The 21,461-nt window shown below is 65.9% G+C and carries 16 protein-coding genes; 7 read left to right on the forward strand and 9 right to left on the reverse strand.

Annotation, left to right across the window (positions count from 1 at the left end; translation table 11 throughout):
• Positions 1-38: 38 nt before the first annotated feature.
• From ASE13_RS18540 to ASE13_RS18565, 6 genes are all read right to left on the reverse strand, one after another.
• Positions 39-1,616, reverse strand: coding sequence for a serine hydrolase (locus ASE13_RS18540; protein WP_056619789.1), 1,578 nt, complete (start codon positions 1,614-1,616; stop codon positions 39-41).
• The gene (locus ASE13_RS18545) at positions 1,613-2,743 is read right to left on the reverse strand and encodes a hypothetical protein (protein WP_056619791.1); all 1,131 of its coding nucleotides are present in this window, start codon (positions 2,741-2,743) and stop codon (positions 1,613-1,615) included. The genes ASE13_RS18540 and ASE13_RS18545 overlap by 4 nt, the downstream gene beginning before the upstream one ends.
• Positions 2,740-3,741 carry a DUF1611 domain-containing protein gene (locus tag ASE13_RS18550; protein ID WP_235537061.1) on the reverse strand — a complete coding sequence of 334 codons (1,002 nt, stop codon included), beginning with the start codon at positions 3,739-3,741 and terminating at the stop codon, positions 2,740-2,742. The genes ASE13_RS18545 and ASE13_RS18550 overlap by 4 nt, the downstream gene beginning before the upstream one ends.
• Positions 3,742-3,754: 13 nt before the next feature.
• Positions 3,755-5,944, reverse strand: coding sequence for a TonB-dependent receptor (locus ASE13_RS18555; protein WP_056619796.1), 2,190 nt, complete (start codon positions 5,942-5,944; stop codon positions 3,755-3,757).
• Between the two features lie 71 nt (positions 5,945-6,015).
• Complete coding sequence (locus ASE13_RS18560; RefSeq protein WP_056619798.1) at positions 6,016-7,047, reverse strand: dipeptide epimerase; 1,032 nt, start codon at positions 7,045-7,047, stop codon at positions 6,016-6,018.
• A gap of 4 nt (positions 7,048-7,051) precedes the next feature.
• Positions 7,052-9,028, reverse strand: a complete 1,977-nt coding sequence (locus tag ASE13_RS18565; protein ID WP_056619801.1) for a serine hydrolase domain-containing protein — start codon at positions 9,026-9,028, stop codon at positions 7,052-7,054.
• 145 nt (positions 9,029-9,173) lie between these two features.
• Between ASE13_RS18565 and ASE13_RS18570 the strand changes: the two genes are divergently transcribed.
• From ASE13_RS18570 to ASE13_RS18580, 3 genes are all read left to right on the forward strand, one after another.
• The gene (locus tag ASE13_RS18570; protein ID WP_056619809.1) at positions 9,174-9,803 is read left to right on the forward strand and encodes a helix-turn-helix domain-containing protein; all 630 of its coding nucleotides are present in this window, start codon (positions 9,174-9,176) and stop codon (positions 9,801-9,803) included.
• A gap of 64 nt (positions 9,804-9,867) precedes the next feature.
• A complete protein-coding gene (locus ASE13_RS18575; protein WP_056619812.1) occupies positions 9,868-10,542 on the forward strand; it encodes a protein-L-isoaspartate(D-aspartate) O-methyltransferase in 675 nt (224 codons plus the stop codon).
• Positions 10,543-10,602: 60 nt separating this feature from the next.
• On the forward strand, positions 10,603-11,007 hold the full coding sequence (locus tag ASE13_RS18580) for a hypothetical protein (protein ID WP_056619814.1): 405 nt from the start codon (positions 10,603-10,605) through the stop codon (positions 11,005-11,007).
• 23 nt (positions 11,008-11,030) lie between these two features.
• Here ASE13_RS18580 and ASE13_RS18585 read toward each other — a convergent pair whose 3' ends face one another.
• Complete coding sequence (locus ASE13_RS18585; protein WP_235537050.1) at positions 11,031-12,662, reverse strand: sulfatase; 1,632 nt, start codon at positions 12,660-12,662, stop codon at positions 11,031-11,033.
• A 193-nt stretch (positions 12,663-12,855) separates the two neighbouring features.
• Between ASE13_RS18585 and ASE13_RS20380 the strand changes: the two genes are divergently transcribed.
• Positions 12,856-12,987: a hypothetical protein gene (locus ASE13_RS20380; protein WP_268801312.1), complete on the forward strand. Its 132-nt coding sequence runs from the start codon at positions 12,856-12,858 to the stop codon at positions 12,985-12,987.
• On the opposite strand, the gene ASE13_RS18590 is transcribed toward ASE13_RS20380, so the two are convergent.
• Both ASE13_RS18590 and ASE13_RS18595 read right to left on the reverse strand, forming a co-directional pair.
• Complete coding sequence (locus ASE13_RS18590; RefSeq protein WP_235537051.1) at positions 12,988-13,707, reverse strand: FadR/GntR family transcriptional regulator; 720 nt, start codon at positions 13,705-13,707, stop codon at positions 12,988-12,990.
• A 245-nt stretch (positions 13,708-13,952) separates the two neighbouring features.
• On the reverse strand, positions 13,953-16,721 hold the full coding sequence (locus ASE13_RS18595; protein ID WP_056619821.1) for a TonB-dependent receptor: 2,769 nt from the start codon (positions 16,719-16,721) through the stop codon (positions 13,953-13,955).
• Positions 16,722-16,844: 123 nt separating this feature from the next.
• Here ASE13_RS18595 and ASE13_RS18600 point away from each other — a divergent pair, with 123 nt between their 5' ends.
• From ASE13_RS18600 to ASE13_RS18610, 3 genes are read left to right on the forward strand one after another with little or no spacing between them, the layout of a single operon-like run.
• Positions 16,845-18,422 (forward strand): sulfatase family protein, encoded by a 1,578-nt coding sequence (locus tag ASE13_RS18600; protein WP_082597045.1) that lies wholly within the window; start codon positions 16,845-16,847, stop codon positions 18,420-18,422.
• Positions 18,423-18,436: 14 nt separating this feature from the next.
• A complete protein-coding gene (locus ASE13_RS18605) occupies positions 18,437-19,561 on the forward strand; it encodes a hypothetical protein (RefSeq protein ID WP_082597047.1) in 1,125 nt (374 codons plus the stop codon).
• Between the two features lie 17 nt (positions 19,562-19,578).
• The gene (locus ASE13_RS18610) at positions 19,579-21,459 is read left to right on the forward strand and encodes a family 43 glycosylhydrolase (RefSeq protein WP_235537052.1); all 1,881 of its coding nucleotides are present in this window, start codon (positions 19,579-19,581) and stop codon (positions 21,457-21,459) included.
• Positions 21,460-21,461: the final 2 nt, after the last annotated feature.

Raw genomic sequence — 21,461 nt, forward strand, 5'->3', positions numbered from 1 at the left:
CCGGCCCCTCCCTTGCAGGGAGGGGGGAAAAATGCCCCTCACTTCTTCACCTCCGCCACCGGGCGCAGGTCGAGGTCGTGATAGTCGTAGCTGAAATCGGCGATCGGGCTCTCCGCCTTCATCGAGACGCGCGACACCTTGCCGTCGGCATCGAGCGCGAAGGTAACGTAAGCGGGTTCGATCGCCTTGTCGTCGAAGCGCGTGACGAAGGTGTCGTACTGCCAATGGACCAGCTTGCCGGCCATGCGCGGCGTGGTCTTGAAGTCGATGCGCAGGCCGTCGGGGCCGCCGGTGACCGCGACGTCGCCATACCAGGGATCGCGATAGGTGCCGGCATAGCGCTCCAGCGACAGTGAGGGCCCGACCTTGGCAGGTGCGGCCTTGGCGGCGGAGAGCGCCGCCTTTCCGCCGGCGAGACGCTGCTCCATGAACTCGCCGAAGCGCGCCGGCCAATCCTGGTCGGGGACGCCGAGATAGTGATCGGCCAGCATGTGCGCGATCCCGCGGAGCAGTGCTATGTCCTCGGAATTGACCACCACGGCGATGCCGACGTCCTGATCGGGGAGCAGGATGATGTGGGTGATCGAACCGAACACGCCGCCGCCATGCGAGATGATCCGGGCGCCGCGATAGTCCTCCACCTCCCAGCCAAGGCCGTAGGTGCTGAACTTGGGGGTGAGCGGCGCGAGGCTGCCCGGATAGGAGGTGATCGGCTGGACGGTGACGCCCTTCCACATCTCGGCGGCCTGCGCCTCGCTGAACAGCCGCCCGCCGCCGGGCAGTGCGCCATGGCCGAGCTGGATCTTGAGCCATTGCGCGAGATCGTTCGCGCTGAGCGCGAGGTTGCCCGCGGGCGCCGCGGCGCGGCCGAGTTCGTCGCGCTCGTTGAGTTGCTGGTTCGCGCCGTCGCCGCGGACCGCGCCGCCGATCCGGGCGTGGGGGAAGGCGCGGTCGAGCGTGGCCCAACGCGCCTCATAGGTGGCGGTGGCGCTGTTCATGCCGCCGCGCTTGAGGACTTCGGCAGTTACGAAGTCCTCCCAGGTTTTTCCGGTAACCTCTTCGATCAATTGGCCGGCGACCATGTAGAGGATGTTGTCGTAGGCGTAGTTCGAGCGGAAGCTCGTCGCCGGCTTGATATACGCCAGCCGCTTGACGCTCTCCTTGCGCGACAGGCTGCCGCGGGGGACGAAGAGCAGGTCGCCCGCGCCGAGACCTAGGCCGCTGCGGTGGACGAGCAGGTCGCGGATGGTGATCTCGCGCGTGACCCAGGGATCGTACATGCGGAACCACGGCATGTGATCGATCACCTTGTCGTCCCAGCCGATCTTGCCCTGATCGACCAGGATCGCGAGCGCGGCCGCGGTGAACGCCTTTCCGGTCGATCCGGTCTGGAAGATCGTGTCGGCGTCCACCGGCGCGGGATCGCCGAGCTTCCGGACGCCCCAGCCCTTAGCGAGCGTGGTCTTGCCACGCTCGACGATCGCGACTGCGATGCCGGGTGCACCGGTCTGCTTGCGGAGCGCTTCGACCTTGGCCTCGAGGCCCGCGGGCGGATCGGCGAGTGCAGGCATTGCGAGCGCGAGCAGCGGCAAGGCGAGCAGATGGCGCAGGATCATGCGGCGACCTCCCTGGGAGTGGCGGAACGGCGCCGGATCAGCCGCGCCAGCCCGATCGTCATCAGCGGCAGCACGAAAACGGCGAGGAACATGTAGGCGAGCAGGCGGTAACCGCTGGCGATCAAGGCGATCAGCCCGACGCGCTCGGCGACGAACATGCAGACCAACAGCAGCCCGCCGGCGATCGCGGCCCGCGCGCGTGGGCTGAGCTCGATCCCGCGACGGCGGCGCAGCACGCCGGCGACGCGCTCGTTGATCGCGTGGACTGCGCCGGCACCGCTTTCCAGCAACGCGGCGAAGATCATCAGCTGGAACAGCCAGTGGAAGACCGGGGCGTTCAACTGGCGGAGCAGGAAGTCGGAAGGCAGCGTCTCGGCGCCGATGCCGGGATAGAAGGCGACCATGCAGACGAAGAACAGGATCGCCGGCGCCATCGCCAGCGGCCCTGCGATCAGCCCGGCGGTGATGGCGTCGCGCGTGCTGGTGAGGTGGCGCAGGACGGGCAGGATCACGACCGCGCCGATGATGTTGTAGCTGGCGTAGGTCAGCCCGCCCGAGGCCCAGCCGGTCCAGGGCGCGGGCGTCGCGAAACCGGCGGCGATCCGGTCGCCGAAGTTGAACATGCTGAGGATCAGGAACAGCGCATAGACGCCGTAGAGCAGGAAGGAGACGTATTTGAACACGCCTTCGACCGCCGAATTGCCGAGCGACACGGTGGCGAGGATCGCGACCGCGAGCAGCACCGCGCCGACGAAACTGGGCCAGCCGAACATCGCCGCGCCGATCGCCCCCGCGCTCGCCCCGAACACGGCGAGGATCAGCACGACGAAGAGGATATAGGCGATCTCGAACGCGATCCAGGCCGGGCCGAGCAGGTCGGCAAAGAACGCGCGATAGTCGAGGGCGCCCGCCAGCCGAGCATAAGCGAAGGTGGTGGCGGCGATGACGCTCCACAGGAGCATCGCCAGCACCATGCCGGCGAGGCCGCCCCAGGGGCCCGAGGGCAGGAAATACTCGGCCAGCTCGCGTCCGGTGGCATAGCCGCCGCCGATGATGACGGCCTTCATCGCGAAGCCCGGCAGCAGGAAGCGCTGGAACCAGCTCGATCCTGCCGCCGGGATGCTCATGCCAGGCAGCTGGAGACGAGGGCTTCCAAGGCGGGGCCGCCGCGGATCGGATCGGCCACGGGGAGCCCGAGCCGCTCGCTCTCGCGCTCCATCAGCGCACTAGCCTCGGCTTCGTCGAGCGCCGACGTGTTGAAGCTCACGCCGCCGCAGCGGATGGCGGGATTGGTTCGCCGGCCGAGCGCGAGGGTGAGATCGATGATTTCCTCGATCGTCGCGACCTTGTAGCCCGCGGTGCCGAGCATGTCGGAGCGGCCGGGCTCGTGGCAGACGACGAAGACGTCGGGCTGGCTGCCATGGAGCAGGCCGAGCGAGACCGCGGCGTAAGCCGGATGCGCGAGCGAGCCCTGGCCTTCGATCAGGTCCCAATGATCGGGCGCCGCGTCGGGGGAGAGCATCTCCGCCGCGCCCGCCTCGAAATCGGAGACCACGGCGTCCATCGGCATGCCGCCGCCGGCGATCATGATCCCGGTCTGGCCGGTGGCGCGGAAATCGCTGTCCACGCCGCGCTCCCGGAAGGCGCGGGCAAGCGCCAGCGCCGTGTATTTCTTGCCGAGCGCGCAATCGGTGCCGACGGTGAGCAGCCTCTTGCCGCTGCGCTTGCGCCCGGTGGCGACGGGGATGTCGGCCGGAGGCACGCGGATGTCGATCAGCCGCCGCCCGAGCAGGGCCGCTGCCTCGGCAAGCTCGGGGATGTCGGTCAGCCGGACATGCATCCCCGAGACGATGTCGAGCCCCGCCTCCAGCGCCTCGACCAGCGATTTGCGCCACGATTGCGGGATCACCCCGCCGGGATTGGCGACGCCGATCACGAGGCCTTTCGCGCCTTCCACCACTGCCTGGGCGGGCGTCATGTGCGGGAGATCGGTGGTGACGGTGGCGCCGCACGCGAACTCGCCCACGCATTTGTCCCCGGCCCAGTCGCGAAGCCCGAACGCGGTCTTGGCGAACCCCGGTTCGGTCGTGTCGCCGAGGAAGAGGAGATAGGGCTGGGGCAGCACGCGCACGCTCCGATCAGAATGCCAGCTCGGCCGCGAGGCCCAGCGTGCGCGGCTGGAGGGGGACGGTCGAGAGAAAGCCGGGATTGACGGTGGCGACATTGGTGGTGATGCGGCCCGCCTCGTCGGTGAGGTTGCGGGCATAAGCGCGCAGCGTCCATTTGCCGCCGAAGGTGACCGAGGCGTTGAGGTCGAGCGTGGCATAGCCGTCGACCGGTACCGCGAGCGGCGAGCTCTCGACCGCCGAGATGCGATCGCCGACGATGCGGACCGCGCCGCCGACATGCGCCTGCGCCGAGCCGCCGACCGGGAAGCTGTAATCCGCGGTCATCGCCGCGGCGAGCTTGGGCACGTTGGGCAATTGATCGCCATCGGTGCAGTTGTCAGTCGTCTCGGTGCAGCGAGCGTCGGTATAGGCGATGTTGCCACCGACGCTGAACCCGGCGATCGGCTGGAGCAGCAGCGAGGCTTCGAAGCCCTTGCTGCGCGCGGTACCGGCATTGACCAGGCCGTTGATGCCGTTGGAGAAGGCCGCGCTGGTCTGGAGGTCCTTCCAGTCGAGCAGGAAGGCCGCGGCGTTGAAGGTCACTGCCCGATTGAGGAAGCGGGCCTTGATGCCGGCTTCGTAGCTGGTGACTCTCTCCGAATCCACGGTCGTCGGGAAGCCGGGCAGGGCGATGTTCGGGCCGCCCGGGCGATAGCCGGTGGCGGCGCGGGCATAGACCATCGTGTCCGAGTTGATGTTGATCTGGGGGCTGACGCTCCAGGTGACGATTTCCTCGGAAGAGCTGCCGTCGCCGCTGGTGTCGAGGCCGATCAGCGGGATCTGGGTCACCTGCGTGAAGGTCTGATCGTTGCGCGCCCAGCGCAGGCCACCGGTCAAGTGGAAGACGTCGCCGAACTTGTACGTCGCGTTCCCGAAGACGGCATATTCCTTGTAGGTGTTCGGCAGCGCGACGACCGCGAAGGGATCGAACGCCGGGAGCACCGCGCCCGAGGCGTCGAGCGCGCGGACGATCTGGTCGTGGCTATTGTCCTCGTCGGTGTAGAAGAAGCCGAGCTGCCATTCGAACCTGTCGCTCGAAGCCGAAGTGAGGCGGAGTTCCTCGGTCCATTTCTTCTGGTGGAGCGTCGCCGGATAATTGGCGAGCCCGCCCCAGATGACGCCATAGACGCGCGAGGCATCGCTGGTCTCGAGGATGTCGAGCTTGCTGTACGAGGTGGTCGAGCTCAGCTCGGCGAAACCGAAATCGTAGGCGAGCGTGCCCGCATAGAACTGGAAGTCGCTGGTGAAGGGTTCGGGCAGCTGCGAATTGGTGCTGAGCCAGTCGGCGCCGGGCTCCAGCGGACCGTAGGTCGGCGTCTCGTAGAGGATGCTGAAATTGTCCGAGTCGACCGACTGCCACAGGCCGCTGAGCTTGATGGTGAGGTTGCTGTCGGGCTTCCACAGCAAGGCGACGCGGCCGCCCTGCTGGACGGCATCGTTCACGTCCTTCTCGCCGGTGAAGATGTTGTCGATATAGCCCGGCGTTTCGCGGCGCGAATAGCTGGCGCTGACGGCGAGCTTGTCGCTGACCAGCGGCACGTTGACCATGGCGTTCGCCGCCCAGCCCATGTCGCCCCCATGCGCGATGGTGAAGATCTCGCCGCCGGCGCGGACCGACAGGCTGTTGAGATCGGGCTGCACGGTGACGTATTTCAGCAGGCCACCGATCGAGCTGGCGCCATAGAGCGTGCCCTGGGGCCCGCGCAGCACTTCGAGCTGGGCGATGTCATAGGGCATCAGATCGAGCGAAAAGGTCTGCGCGCGATTGTAGATGCCGCTCGATCCGATCGGCGCGTCGTCGAGATACATGCCGACCGTGGCGCTGGGGCCGATCGGCGCGACGCCGCGCAGCGACAGGGTCGATCGGCCGGGCGAGCCGGCATTGTCCACCTGGAAGCCGGGGACATAGGCGGCATAATCGGTGAGCTGCGATCCGCCGGCCTGCTGCATCTGCGCGCCGCCGACGACGCTGATCGAGATCGGCACGTCCTGGAGCCGCTCCTCGCGCTTCTGCGCAGTGACGACGATCTCGTCGTCGCCGGCCACGGCGGCCTCGGGTGCCGACGGTGGTGCGTCCTGCGCCAGCGCTGCAATAGGCAGGAGCAGCGCGCCTGCCGCCACGGTGATCAGCAATTTGGTCCGATTGGTCGTGCGCGTCATCGTCGGTCCTCCCCCAGGAGTTCGATGGCTAATTCTCTAATCAGGATTGTATGATCCGGATTGGAGAATAGTCAACCGATATTGCAATTAGATTGCTGCGGCAGCGCGCGGTGACCCCAGACCGCTTCGGGGCAGCGGATATAGCCGTCCTCGTAGCGGATGCCGGGCTCGCGATCGGCGGCGAGGAAAGTGGGTCCGTCGAGGTCGACGACGTCGCAGAGCTGGCCGAGCAGGAAGGCGGGCGCCATTGCGAGGCTCGACCCGACCATGTTGCCGACCATCACGTCGAGGCCGAGCATCCGCGCGCGCCGGGCGATCGCGATTGCCTCGGTGAGGCCGCCGCATTTGTCGAGCTTGATATTGACCGTGTCGAAGCGGCCGACCAGCGCATCGAGATCGGCAAGCGTGAGCCCGCTCTCGTCGGCGGCGATGGGAATGGGCGAGTCGAACCCGTCGAGATCGGCTTCGCGGCCGCGCGCGAGCGGCTGTTCGAGCAAGGCGATGCCGCATTCGACCAGCACGGCGATCAACGCGTCGAGCTCGTCGACCTTGAACCCTTGATTGGCATCGACGCCGACCCAGCAATCCTTTCGCGCTGCGCGCACCGCGCGGACCCGGGCGACGTCGAGGTCGAGATCGCCGGTGAGCTTGAGCTTGAGCGCGCGGGCATCGGCATAAGCCAGCGCGCCCTCGGCCATCACTGCCGGGTCTTCCGCGCCGAGCGTGAAGGTGGTGAGAAGCGGGCGTGGCTCCGGCAGGTCGGCGAGTTTCCATACGGGCACGCCGGCGCGCTTCGCGTCGAGTTCCCAGAGGGCGCAATCCGCGGCGTTGCGGGCTCCGCCGGGAGGGAGCGCCTGCTGGAGATCGGCGCGTGTCATGCCTTTGGTCAGGCCCTCGCGCACCGTCTCCAGCGCGGCGGTCATCGCTGTTTCGTCGTCGCCGAGATAATAGACGCCGCTCGCTTCGCCGCGCCCGGTGTGGAGGCCGTCACTCAGCGTGACGACCACCACCGGAGACTCGGTGAAGACATGGCCCGAGATCCGGAACGGCTTCGCGAAGGGAAGCCGTTCCACCGCCACGTCGCACGAGAGACGCTGCACCATTGCCCTAGAACTCGGTGCCGAAGCTGATCAGCTTGAAGGCCAGCGCCGTGTACAGGATGAAGAAGGCGTCGAGCACGAGCAGCACGCTCCAGATCCGGGCGAACCAGCCGCGCCTGGCCTTCCAGGTCAACCAGGCGTTCCAGATCGACAGGCCGAATATCCCGAAAAAGACGAGCGTGCCGACGATCTGGAGCAGCAGGATCAGCCAGTCGGTCGAGCCGTGGCTCTCGAAATCCTCGAGACCCGAGATAGCGATTGCCCAGCCGACCAGCACGAGCAGCACCAGCCAGGTGAAACCGCGGACCGCGCGATAGGTGCGGCGTGCCTCGCCTTCGAGCGCGAGTGGGGCGCCGTAGCGGCGGCGGGCGAACCAGCCGACGGGCCAGGACAGCGCGGTGAGGAAGACCACGCCGATGCCGAACAGGAGCGCGGGCATCACCCAGGCGCTGTCGAGCGAAGCCGGCGTACGATACCAGATCATGAAAGGCGAGACTTCGCCGAAGCTCCAGCGCACGACCTTGCCGTCGACGACCTGCGCGGCGAGCCGCTCATGGCCATAGGCGTCCTGCCAGACGAACGGCTCGACTTCGATCAGCTTGCGCGGCGCGCCGCCGGGGCTGGTCAGCGCGGGGATGACCGGACGACCATCGGCGTCGAGGCTGACCTTGGTATCGCCGAGCAGGCCGATGATCTTGGCGAAGCTCGAATCGATGCGGCGGCTGTTGGTCCAGCTACCGACGAGCAGCTTTGCATGCTCCTTCGCAGTCGGAAGCTCGACCGGGGCGGCCTTTTTGGAATCGGGAAGGTAGCGATCGGCGAATTCGTCGAACAGCGAGCCGCGCAGCACGCGCGTGACGCCGTCCTTCCCGCTGCTGTTCATCGAGATGTAGAGCCCGACATTGTCTTCGGGGAAGATCCACAGATCGCTGTGGAAATAGACCGTGTCGCCGCCGTGCGCGATCGCGCGGTGGCCGTTGATGCGCTGTTCGTAGAAGCCGAGCGCCATCTGGTTGATCGCGGGGATCGCGCTGGCCTGGGGCGCGTGCATCAGCTTCGCGGTTTCCGGCTTGAGCAGCGGGCCGCCATTGGCGAGGTGCGCGATCATGAACTTGGCCATGTCGCCGCCGCTGATCGCCGATGCGCCAGCGGGGGCCATGCCGATCAGCTCATAGCCCTTGGCCGGGCCCGAGCCGAGCTCATAGCCCTGTGACATGTACGGCTTGAGGCGGGCGGGCAGGGGCTGGCGGAAGCTGGCGTACTGCATGCCGAGCCGGCCGAAGATGTTGCGCTCGACATAATCGTCGAAAGACATTCCCGAGACGCGCTCGACGATATAGCCGGCCAGCGCGGTGGCGTAGTTGGAATAGGCCGGGGTGGTGCCGGGGGCGTAGATCCGCTCGGGTATGCGGTGCTTGAGCACGTCGCCGAGGCTGGGGACGGGCTTGTCGAAGGTGAGCAGGCCCTTGATGATCTCTTCGAAGCCGGCGGTGTGCGTCATGATGTTGCGCAGCGTGATCGGCTTGCCCTGGTAAGGCGGGATCTTGAAATCGAGATAGCGGTTCACGTCCGCATCGAGGTCGAGCTTGCCCGCCTCGACCTGCTGCATCACTGCGGTCCAGGTGTAGAGCTTCGAAGTCGAGCCGGGGCGGAACAGCGTGGTTGCCGGGTCGACCGGCTTTCGCTTCGCGACGTCGGAATAGCCGAAGCCACGCTGCGTAACGACTTGTCCGTCCTTGACGACGACGACCACCGCGCCGGCGACGTCACCGCGCGCGAGCGCGTAGGGCATGAAGCCGTCGAGCCAGGCGTCGGCATCGGCCTTGGTCAGCGTGGCAGGACCTGCGGGAGTCGCTGGCGCGGCGGCTGGCGGCGGCGTCTGCGCGACCGGGGTCAGCGGGGCGGGCGCCTGCGTGAAGGCCGGTACCCCGATTGCGATGCCGAGCAATCCTGCCGCGAGCACCGCCAGCGAACGTTTCCACATCGCGCTTCCCCTTATGTTTCCCCGCGACTCCGGCATGTGATTGCGCCGGTTTGCGTCTGCGGTTAGGCTATATCCCAAGTGAACTAGTTACGCCTGATTGAGACATAATGATCCTGTTCGGAAAAATGTCAAACTGGGGAATCGGATGGCCACGCGCCTGAAGCCGGAACAACCAACGCTCGGTACGCTGGTGCGTGCGCTGCGCAGCCGCAACGGCTGGACGCTCAAGGAGATGAGTGTCCGCAGCGGCATTCCCGTGTCGACTCTGTCCAAGGTCGAGCATGACCGGCTGACGCTGACCTATGACAAGCTTCTCCAGCTGAGCCAGCGGCTCAACATCCGCATGTCCGAGCTGTTCGCGGAGAATGATTCGGCGGCCGAGGCCCCGGTCACCGCGCGGCGCAGCATCGGCGATCTCGATCATGCGGTGCGCGTGAACACGCCGAACTACGATTATTACTACCTCTGCACCGAACTGCGGCGGAAGCGGATGATCCCGGTGATCACGCGCGTGCGCGCCAAATCGGTCGAGGAGTTCGGTGATCTCGTCCACCATTCGGGCGAGGAGTTCATCTACATCGTCAGCGGGCGGATCGTGGTGCACACCGAATTCTACGATCCCGTGACGCTCGATACCGGCGAATCGATCTACATCGATTCGAACATGGGCCATGCGTACGTCGCGGACGAGGGTTGCGACGAGGCGGTGGTGCTGGGCGTATGCTCCAGCGCCGAGGACGGGCTGATGGATTCGCTGCTCAACCTCCACGGCTGAGGGGAATGTTGCCAGCGGGCGGTTCGTGCGTTCATCTGGTCGAACTCCCTCGAGGCAGACCCTCATGAAACCGCTCACCGAAGCGCATCTCGCGATCCTCCGGCGCCACATGGTCGAAGTGATCGACATCGAGTTCGACTTGCTGAGCGAGGAGATCGAGCGGACGGCACCGAGCCCGCGCGTGCGCGAGGCGTTGCTGGCGGTGCCGCGGCATCTGTTCGTGCCCGCGCAGTTTGCAGCGCTCGCCTATCAGGACAGTCCGCTGCCGATCGGCTTCGACAAGACGATCTCGCAACCCTTCATGGTGGCGCTGATGACCGAGCTGCTCGATCCGCAGGAAGGGGATTCGGTGCTCGAGGTGGGGACCGGGCTCGGCTACCAGACCGCGATCCTCGCCGGGCTGGCGGCGCGAGTGTGGAGTGTCGAGATCGTCGAGGAATTCGCCGGCATCGCCGATGCGCGGCTGCTCGAGCTGGGATACCAAAACGTCGCCATCCGCATCGGCGATGGGTCGCGCGGCTGGGCGGAAGCGGCGCCGTTCGACGCGATCCTGGTCAGCGCGGCGGCGAAGGAATTGCCGGAGGCATTGGTGGGTCAGCTCAAGCCCGAAGGCGGGCGGCTGGTCATGCCGCTGGGCGAGTCCGGCGCGCAGCGGCTGGTGCAGGTGACGCGCGACGGAAACGAGTTGACGATCCGCGAAGTGATGGCAGTGCAATTCACCGAGCTGGAGACCGTTTAGCCGCATGCGGCGCACTCATCGCTTGACACCGGGCGCGCGGACGGGCGTTGAGGCGCGGCTATGGCAAAATCGGCAACCGACCTGATGCAGGAGATCCTGTTCTCCACCGTCCTCGATTCGATCGTGGCGCTGAAGGATGCCGCCAACGGGCTTCCCAACCCGTTGCTGCGCGAGCTCAACAGCATCCACCCGAACACGACCTATGCCGATCTGCCCAAGGAAGTGCAGGCGGCGATCGTGACCAATGTCCGTTCGGCGTTCACCCGGCTGCTCAAGGAGGGCTATTCGGTTGCGCAGGGCGTCGAGCAGCGCCGCGCACCGCCGGCGGCTTCCGCACCGACGCATCGCCCGAGGGGCGGGCCGGGGGATCGCCCGCGCGGGGGATCGGGTGATCGCAGGCCACCGCGCGACGGCCAGGGGCCCAAGCGTGGACCGGGGCCTGGAAACAAGCCGCGGCGGCCGTAATTCCGGTACCCGCGTCCTGACTGTTATTTGGCTCCCGGTTTCGCTGCACCTGCCTGCATCCGGCGCAAATTGACCGATTTGGGTTTGGGCTGGGCGTCTAGAAGTACTTCGAGTTGGCTGCGGATCCCAGGCTGCGTCGCGGCGACGTTGCGTGTCTCGAGCGGGTCGCCGACGAGATCGTACAGCTCGTAATCGCGCGCGCCGGTCTGTTCCTGCGTCCAGCGGACGAGGCGGTAGCGCTCGGTGCGGATCGCCTGGCCGATCCGATTGGGGCGCGGATAGGCGTGATACGCAAAGCTGCGCACGCGCGCCGCGGGATCGTGCAGCACCGGCGTCAGATCGGTGCCGTCGATCGGCTGCGGCCCTGTCGGCCGCTGCAGGCCGGCCAGCGCGGCGAGCGTGGGGTAGATGTCCACCGTTTCGGCGAGCTGGCGCGTCGCCTGGCCCTCGCCGATGCCGGGGCCGGCGAAAACGAGGGGCAGATGCGTCGCCTGTTCGTAATTGGTGTGCTTCGTCCAGATCGCATGGTCGCCGAGATGATAGCCATGGTCGCCCCACAGTACGACGATGGTGTTCTTCGACAGGCCCGAGCGGTCGAGCTCGGCCATCAACTTGCCGATCTGCGCGTCGACATAGCTTACCCCGGCATAATAGCCGTGGATCAGCGTGCGCTTGAGCTCCTCGGGATATTGCGCCTCGGGCGTCTTCTCGTCGATCGGGGCATAGGCGTTGATCTCGCCGCCGACCTTGCCGGCAAATGCCGGCGCGCCGTCGGGCAGGTGTTCGAAAGCCGGCAGCGGCAGCTTCGCGCGGTCATATTTGTCCCAGTAACGCTTCGGCACCGAGAAGGGCAGATGGGGCCGGGCGAAGCCGACCGCGAGGAAGAAGGGCTGGCCGGACGCTTTCAATTCGCCGAGCCGGGTGACGGCCTTGGCGGCGACGCGGCCGTCGGCATAGGCCTGGTCGGGAACGTCGGGCGATTCCCACGCGATCCCGCGCCCGAGCGTGCGGGCATAGGCCCAGACATCGCCCCGCGGGATCTCGAACTCGTTGAACAAGGCGGCCTCGCGGGTCTTGCCCAGCGCCTTGCCCTCGGGCGAGACATATTCGATCACATGATCCTTGTAGGGCGGTGCGGACCAGCTCTGCGGATCGCCGACCGTGTTATGGCCGATATGGAAGGTCTTGCCGATACTCTCCGCGCGATAGCCAGCCGCCATGAAATATTGCGGCATCGTCACCGCGTCGGGCAGATAGTCGCGCAGATTCTGGCCGAAATCATAGATGCCGGTGGAGGTCGAGCGCGCGCCGGTCATCAGGTTCATCCGGCTCGGCGCGCAGACCGCCTGATTGGCATAAGCCAGCTCGAAACGCGTGCCGCGCGCCGCGAGCCGATCGATGTTGGGCGTGATCGCCACCGGATCGCCGAAAGCGCGGATCGCCGGCTTGAGGTCATCGACGAGGATCAGGAGGATGTTGGGACGTTCCGAGGCGGCGGGCGTGGCCTGAACCGGACGGGAGGCATCGCGCGCGGCGGTGCAGCCGGCGGACAGCAGCATCGCCGCGACGGCGCAGGCAGCGCCTGGCCGCCATCTCGCGCTCGAAAGCCCGGCGATGGTGGCGCGAAGCGAAGCCTTGGTGATGCGCAGCCGCATGAGACATCCTTTCCATTCGTGCGGTGAAGAGCATCGTGGGGACGCTCCGCCCGGTTTTCGGTCAGCTTTTGCCGGAGAGGTCGCGCTCTGATGGCGATTCATGGCGTGCTTTGATCATATAAATAGCACCAATACTCGACAGATAAATCATTTTAATGTGCGCCTGAGCCGTGCCGCGGCGTGGTGTCGACCGATGGGCGTGATCGAGCGTTATCGGGCCGTGGTCCGCGCGACAGAGATGCGTGGACCCGAACAGTCGTGGCACGAAATGACGGCATTGCTGGAACTGGTGTTCGAGCCGATCGCGGGCAGGCCCGCCCCCTGATCAGTCCCTGGGCGACCGATCGATATAGTCCAGCACATCCTCGATGAGTTTCGCCATGGCTGCGCTTGCCGCCTCGGGTTTGCCCGCAGCGATCGCATTGTAGACGGCCGCGTGATCGTCGATGCAGGCCTTGCCGCCGGCCTGGCGGTTGGTGATCCGGATCGAGGTGCGCAGCGCCGTCGTCACGATATCGCGGAATTGCGACAGGAACGGATTGCCCGAGGCGCGCAGGACCGCGACATGGAAGTCGATGTCCGCGGCGAGTGGATCCCCATTCCCTTCGGCCGCCTCGCGCATCCGGGTCAGCCCCGACAGGATCGCAGTGACTTGCGCCGGAGTCGCGCGCCGTGCGGCCCATGCCGCCGCCTGCGGCTCGACGGTGAGGCGCAGCTCGTTGAACTGCCGGAGCAATGCACTGGAGAGCTTCTGCTCCATCAGCCAGCGCAGCACATCGATGTCGAACAGGTTCCAGCTCTCTTCGGGCTGGATGAACGTCCCGATCTTCGGCCGCGCGCCGAGTAGCCCCTTCGCGGTGATCATCTTGATCGCCTCGCGGGTTACCGAGCGGCTGATGCCGTGTTCTTTGCTCAGGTCCGCCTCGGTCGGGAAGGACCGGCCCGCATATTCGCCGCGCACGATCGCGCTGCCGACACTGTCGACCAGATTCAGGGTCAGCGTCCGACCGAACTGGCTGCCATTATCCAGGTCCTCTTTCGGCATCGTCGCCATCGCCTTGTTTTTCCCTATTGGCGCCGGCATCCGGACGCGTCTCCGGTGCTAGCGGAAAAAGCCGAGGATGAACACGCCGCGGCGGGGGCGGCACATAGTTGTGTCCCCCAAGGCCGTCCCTAAACCCGCTGACGAGGAAGACGGGTCCCCGCCCGTTGAGCGGCAAAGCGAGGGAATAAGCAAAAGCGTGCCGCCCGTCGGACGACACGCCTCCACTTCCTTCCCGACTGCCGGCGTCAGAACCGGAAGCGGATGCCCAGACGATAGACGCTTTCGAGGAACCGCGTCTGCCAGCGATAGCTCTGGCCCGCCGCATTGAACACGCGCGCGTTGGTCGCGGCGGCGCCCAGCAAATTGGTGGCGTTGAACGAGAGCGTGATGTTCTCGATCGGTGACAGCGTGGCGGCGAAATCCATCGTGCCGCGGCCATCCTCGGTGATCGGGAGCGTCGGGCCGAGCACGCCCGCGCCCAGTGCCGGATCGGCGACCTGGCCGTAGCCGGAAACGAAGTCCGACCGGTAATTGTACGAGAGGCGCGCCGAGAACGACTTGTTCTCGTAGAAGCCCGAGACATTGAAGATGTGATCGGAGATGCCTGCGATCCGCTGCATGCCGGGAAGCGTTGCTGCAAGGCTCGGGGCCAGCTCGGTTCCGTGATCGAGATAGGTGTAGTTCACCAGCGCGCCGAAATTGCTCATCCAGTCCGGAAGCCAGGGCGCGCGGAGGAAGGTGCGCGCGCCGGCTTCGATGCCGTTGATCCGGCCCTTGCCGCCGTTTTCCGGACGGTTGATCCGCAGGCGGCCGAATTCGGCGTCCGCGATGTCGGTGGTGAAGTTGTTGATGAAGCCGTTCAGATCTTTGCGGAAGATGCCCAGGGTGATCGAGCCGCTCTTGCTGAAATAATATTCCAGCGACGCGTCATAGTTGTTCGACTCGATCGGCTTCAGGTCCGGATTGCCGCCCGAAGCGGTGCGGATGCAATCCGGGCTGTTCGGGCCGCTGTCGGGGTTCGTCGGGTCGACCGTACAGATCGGCGGGGCCGCGCCGATCGTGAGCGACGGGTTGAGCTGGCCGAAGCCCGGCCGTGTGCGCGTCTTGGTGAAGGCGAAGCGCATCTGCAGCTCGGGCAGGAAGCGGATCCGCGCGCTGATGTTGGGCAGGAAGTCGTTATAGTTGTTCACGCGGGTGATCGGCGTGACGGTGGTGCCACTCGACGTGGTGGTGCGTGCGAAGCCGTTGATCGTGTCTTCGGTCCGCGTCGCGCGCAGCCCGATCAGGCTATCGACCGGCACGCCGATGTCGAACTCATATTTCGCCTGGACATAGCCCGACCAGGTCTTCTCGTTGCCGGTATAGACGGGGATGCCCCAGGAGGGGCGCCCGGTCGGCTGGCCGGTGGCGGTACGCAATGCGTCGATATTTGCGACGAGGCTGTCGCGTGTCGGGCTCAACCAGGTGACCAGCGAACTTGCGTCATCATTGCGAAAGCCCCGATCCGCAGTCTCATAGTCGAGCGGCAGCAACGTGAAGAGCCGCCCGGCCGGCGCGGTGTCGGTGCGGTTATAGACATAATTGTCCGCGTCGCGCGTGCTGTAGCGAATGCCTGCCTGGAGATTGGTGATCCCGAACGCGTCGAGCTTGTAGTCCATGTCGAGCCGGCCCTGGACGCTACGGCCATGGCCGCGATTGCCGGCCTCGACGATATTGGTCCAGCGATACAGCCCCGGATTGAACAGATCGAAATTGTTCAGCAGCGTCACCGTGCCGCCGCCGACGCCCTGCGGGGTGTCGAACTCGAAATGGCGGGCGGGGGCCGCGGTCAGCTGGTAGTTGAAGATGTAATTGTGGTTGGTGAAGGTCGAATCGGTGAACGCAGCGTCGCCGGTGACCTTCAGATTGCCGCTGTTCCAGATGAAACCGCCGCCCGCCTGATAGGTGTCGGTCCACTGATCGTTGACCTGTTGGACGCCGGTGGGAAGCCCGCCCGCGGCGGCGTCCATGCTGCGGATCAGGTTGGTGCCCTCGAACAGCTGGACATTGGTCAGCGTGGCGAGATCGCCCGAATTGACCTGGAAATTGCGCGGCTCGTTCTTGCCGCGATAGCCCTGGAACAGCCCGTCGAGATAGATTTCCAGCGTCGAGCTCGGCCGCCACTGGAACGACGCCGCTGCATTGGGGCGGAAGCGCGTGCCGCTATTATAGTCGGTGTTGACGAACGAGGGATAGCGCAGCGCCGTCCCGACATGGCCGGGCACCGTCGTGCGGTTGAGGATCGACTGGCTGACGTTGCGCGACGAATCGGTGAACTTGGTGTCGGCATATGAGCCCTCGATCAGGAAACCCATCTCGCCGATTCCGGTGTTCCAGCGCGTGCTGGCGAGCAGGTTCGCCTCGAAGCCGAGCCGCTGCGACTGATACCAGTGCAGCCCGACAAGGGCGCCCGCGACGCGGCTGCCCTTGAAGTCGAGCGGCTTGCGCGAGCGCACGTCGATCAATCCGGCAAGGCCGGGCTCGAGCAGATTGGCGCTCGCCGACTTGTAGACGTCGAGCCGGGCGATGCCGTTCGACGGGAAATCCTGAAGCTGGACGTAGCGCCCTTCGGCGGTGAACACTTCGCGGCCGTTATAGGTGGTGCTGAGGTCCCCCAGCCCGCGAACGGTCACCCCCTGTGCGACGCCGGCGTTGCGGGAGACCTGGACGCCGGTGATGCGGGCGAGCGATTCCGACGCGGTGACGTCGGGCAGCTTGCCGATATCTTCCGCGACGATCGAATCGACGATCTCGTCGGAATTCTGCTTGATCGCCTGCGCGGTCTCGAGACTGCGGCGGATCGCGGTGACGACGATCTCGTCGGATTCCTGTTCGCCCAAATCGGCGTTGACCACGCCCGGCTCTTCGGCGGAACTCAATTGCGGTCCCGCCTGCGCCGCGGCGCTTGTCGGCGCCATCATCAGCGTCAGCGCGGATGTGGTCGCCAGCAGCGAATAGAAGTTTCGGTCGAACACGGATTTCCTCCCCCTTATGTTATGATAATTGACGTGCTTCAATTATCATATTAATCGGTGTTTACAAGAGGGCGCTTCGCTGCCGTTGGGCGGCGTGACAATCAATAAACGGAGGAGAGGGGGGTGAAGGCTGCGACAAGTCGCCGCGGTGTTCTGCTTGCGGGTGCAGCCGCGCTGATCGCGCCGGCCGCGTTGCGTGCGCTGCCCGCGCCGCGCAAACCGAACATCGTGATCCTCTACGCAGACGATCTCGGCTATGGCGATTTGAGCTGCTACGGCGCCACTGCGCTCCGCACGCCCAATCTCGACAGGCTCGCGGCGCGCGGCACACGCTTCGAGAACGCGCATTCACCTTCGGCCACCTGCACGCCGTCGCGATATGCGTTGCTCACCGGGGACTATGCGTGGCGCGCATCGGGCATCCAGATCCTGCCCGGGGACGCGCCCGCGCTCATCCGTCCGGGTCGATTCACGCTCCCCGCGATGCTCAAAAAGGCCGGTTATGCGACCGGGCTGGTCGGCAAATGGCATCTCGGGCTCGGCGACGGCAAGGTCGACTGGAACGGCGAGATCGCCCCGGGGCCGCTCGACATCGGCTTCGACTATGGCTTCTTCATGCCTGCGACGCTGGATCGCGTGCCGACGGTGCTGATCGAGAACCGGCGCGTGGTGAACCTCGATCCCGCCGATCCGATCGCAGTCGATTATCATGACAAAATCGGCGAGGAGCCGACCGGCGCGGAAAATCCGGACCAGCTCGCGTTCCGCGGCGATCCCGAGCATTCGAACACGATCGTCAACGGCATCGGCCGGATCGGATACATGACCGGCGGCCGCGCCGCGCGCTGGAAGGACGAAGCGCTAAGCGACGTCCTGCTGGGCAAGGCGCTCGAGTTCGTCACGGCACGCAAAGACGGGCCGTTCTTCCTCTATTATGCCGTCAACGAACCGCACGTGCCGCGCGCGCCGCACCCGCGCTTCGTCGGCAAATCCGGGCTGGGATCGCGCGGCGATGCGATCCTCCAACTCGACTGGACGGTGGGCGAATTGATGCGCCAGCTCGAACAGTCCGGGATCGCGGACGACACCTTGATCGTGTTCAGCAGTGACAATGGTCCGATCCTGTTCGACGGTTACGAGGATCGCGCGGTCGAGCTGGCCGGCGGCCACCGCCCGGCGGGCCCGTATCGCAGCGGCAAATATGCGATCTACGAAGGCGGCACGCGCGTGCCGATGATCACCTGTTGGCCCGGCGAGGTGCGCGCGGGCCATGTGTCGCACGCGCTCGTCGACCATGTCGATCTCTTCGCCTCGCTCGCCGCGCTGGTCGGACAGGATCTACCGCGCGACGCGGCGGTGGACAGTTTCGACATGCTCGCGCCACTGCTGGGACAGACCGATCGCGGGCGCGACCACGTCGTCGAGGATACCAAGCTCATGATCACTACCGGAACAAAGGTGGCGAGCAGCGGCGAGCGGATCCTCGCGCTGCGCGCTGGCAATTGGAAGCTGATACGCGGCAGCGTCGCGCCGCATGCATTTCACGGTAACGCCATCGGCACCAGCCCAGGCGACCAGCTCTACAATCTTGCGCAGGATCCGGGCGAGCGAAACGATCTGGCGGCCAGGCTGCCCGATCGTGCGCGAACCCTTGCTGCACTGCTCGACAAGATCGAACGCGACGGCCGCAGCCGTCCCTGAAACCGGAGGATAGAATGACGCGGAAGCTTCTCGGACTGAGCGCGGCACTGCTCTTTGTGTGCCCCCCCGCGCTGGCGCAGGGCGCGCTCGGCGCCAATTATAACGAGCATTTCGAAGACGTGGATTATCGCGATCTCGAAAAGGCCGATGCCAGCTGGGTTCGGCTGTTCCTCCCGATGCCGCAGCTCGATCGCCGCCCTCCCGCCGAGCATGGCGCGGTCAAGGCGATCCTCGATGCCGCGGGTCGCGGCTACAAGACGATCCTGACGCTCAAATATCCCTATAACCGCGTCGCCTTTCCCAAGGTGGGCAGCCCCGAATTCGAGAAGCAGCTTGCCCGTACCGATGCGGTGCTGCCTCTGGTGATGGGCAAGGTCGACATCCTCGTCGTCGGCAACGAGCCTTTCATCGAGAGCCGCCAGCAGGACTGGAACGACAATTTCAACGAATTCTACGAGCGGCTGGCGAAGCGCGTGATCGCGTATCGCGCGCAGCATTGCGCCACCGGCTGCAAGACGCATCTCTACATGGGCGCGCTCAATCACATGGAGCGCCCGGCCTGGCGCACCCCCGCGACCGAACGCTGGCTGTCCTTCGTCAAGGCGACGCCCGAGCTTGATGGCGTCAACATCCACCCGCACATCCGCGCGATCGGGGAGTCGAAGCCGTTCCTCGATTATGTCCTGCCGCGGTTGCGAGCGGACCAGAAGTTCATCGTCACCGAATTCTCGCTGGTCTGGTGGTGGCAGGCCAATATGGAAAAGCCGGCGCCTGCCGCGTTCGTCGCGAAATATGGCTTCCCCACGGGCACGCAGAACTGGCAGGTGATCCAGGCGGCGTTGAAGAACCCGTTTCCCAAGGAGCAATGGGATGCGTTTCTGGCGGCCAGCCCGTGGTTCGAGACGCGCAAGCATTATCTTGCCAATCAGATGAAGCTGTTCCGCGACACCGGCCGGCTCGCGGTCGCGACCTATGGGTTCAAGCAGGGCAGCTCGATGTCGGCACAATGGGGCCCGAAAAAGGTGCCGTGGTTGATCAACAGCGTGGTCGCGGCGCGATCGGTGAAACCCAATCCGGACGGCAGCGCGGCGTTCAACTATGCCTGGATCGACGACTTCAAGGCACTGCAGAAGAAGTGATGCGCATGCGCCCTCGAATGCTGACCCTTTGTCTGCTGTCGGCGCTTTGCGTGGCGCCGCCGGTGCTGGCGCAGGATCTCAAAAAGGCGGTGGCCGACGATATCTTCGCCGACCACCCCTCGATGGACCGCAATGCGGTGGTGATGCCGGCGCCGGACGCGAAGCCGGTCGCGCCGTTCTTTTCGGAGCGGGCGATCGGTGACGCCTCGGTCGCGCGCACGGCTGACGGGGGCTGGATCCTCACCGGCACCACGCTGCGCAGCGGCGTGCGTCACGGTATAGAATTGTGGACGTCGAAGGACGGCAAGACGTGGAAGGGCTGGGGGCCGGCGAAGGTTTCCGGCAACGGGATCGTGCTGGACGACGTATCGGAACGCTATCTCGCGCCGTCGGTGACGGTGGCGGGCGAGAGGCTCCATCTCGCCTTTTCCGACAAGACCGGCTGCGCACGCGTCGCCACGGGCTTGGCGGCAAACCCCGGCGGCAGCTTCGCGGCGTCTCCGTGCCTCGTCGAGGACGCGTCGGACGTGTCGCTGTTCGTCGACCGGGATGGCACCGGCTATCTGCTCTGGGGCGGCGGCAATATCGCGAAGCTCCAGCCGGGCTTTGCCCAACTCGCCGAGGCGCCGCGTTTCCTCAAGCCCGACCAGGCGCTGTTCGCCAGGCACCCGCCCGTCGGCAAGGACTGGCCGGTGCGCACGCGCATCGGGCGCTCCGGCGCGACCATGTTCCGCGACGGTGACCGCTATGTGCTCGCTGCCAGCGAAGTGACCGGCCGAATGCGCACCGCGACCGAGGACCTGTTCATGGCCGAAGGGCCAACGCCGTACGGCCCCTTCGGCATGCGGATGCTGGCGGTGCCGCATGCGGGCCGCGGATCGATCGTGCGGATCGAGGGCGGCCTAGCGGCGGCATATAATCCGAAATGCGACGACGGCTTCGCCTTGTTTTGCGAGCAGGTCGGTCTCGTCCCGCTCGAGCGCGCGCCCGACGGCCGGCTGCGCCAAGCGGCGTCGGTGATCACCGAGGACAGCGCCGTCGCGGCACGGAAGCCGCTGATCACCAGCGAGACGATGCGCGATCCCTCGGTCACCCTAGGCGGCGACGGGTTTTACTACCTCGTCGGAACGCTCGACGGTTATGGCTATCACAAGCCCGACGGCGGCGTGAAATTGTGGCGCTCGGCCGACCTGAAGAAGTGGGACGAAGTCGGCTTCATCTGGCGCTGGGAAGGCATGGGCTATGATTTCGGCAAGAACATCGCCGAGCTCTGGGCGCCCGAGATCAAATGGGTCGCGCGCGACAGGACCTATTATCTCGCTTTCTCGGTGATGGAGCGTAGCGTCGGCGGGAAGACCTGGCTCTATCGCTCGACCAGCGGCCAGGCCGAGGGTCCCTACGCCAATGTGACGAAGAGCTATCTGGTGAAGGGGATCGACGGCTTCCCGTTCGAGGACGATGACGGGCTCTATTTCCTGTGGGGCGGCGGCAGCATCGGCAGGCTCAATGCCGCGCGGAACGGCTTCGAAGGGTCGGTGCGCCAGCTGGTCGACGTCGACGGCGATCATGTCGGTTATGAAGGCAATGGCTTGATCAAGGTGAACGGCGTCTATTTCCTCACCGGCGCCGAATGGCACGGTCCGCTGCGCACGCACGGTACCTACGACATGATGTACGGCACCTCGAAATCGCTGTTCGGCCCCTATAGCCAGCGCCGCATGGGGGCGCCGCATGGCGGGCACGGCACGGCGTTCGCGGACAAGCAGGGCCGTTACTGGTACACGATGTTCGGCAACGATCCGACCGCGCCGTGGCGGATGAAGTTCGGTCTGGTGCCGATCGACATCGGCGATCCGGCGTCGATCGGCGTTCCGCGGATCGGCACCGCGCGCGAGTAAGG

Origin of the sequence: Sphingomonas sp. Root241 (assembly GCF_001428865.1) — a bacterium.
GTDB lineage: Bacteria > Pseudomonadota > Alphaproteobacteria > Sphingomonadales > Sphingomonadaceae > Sphingomonas.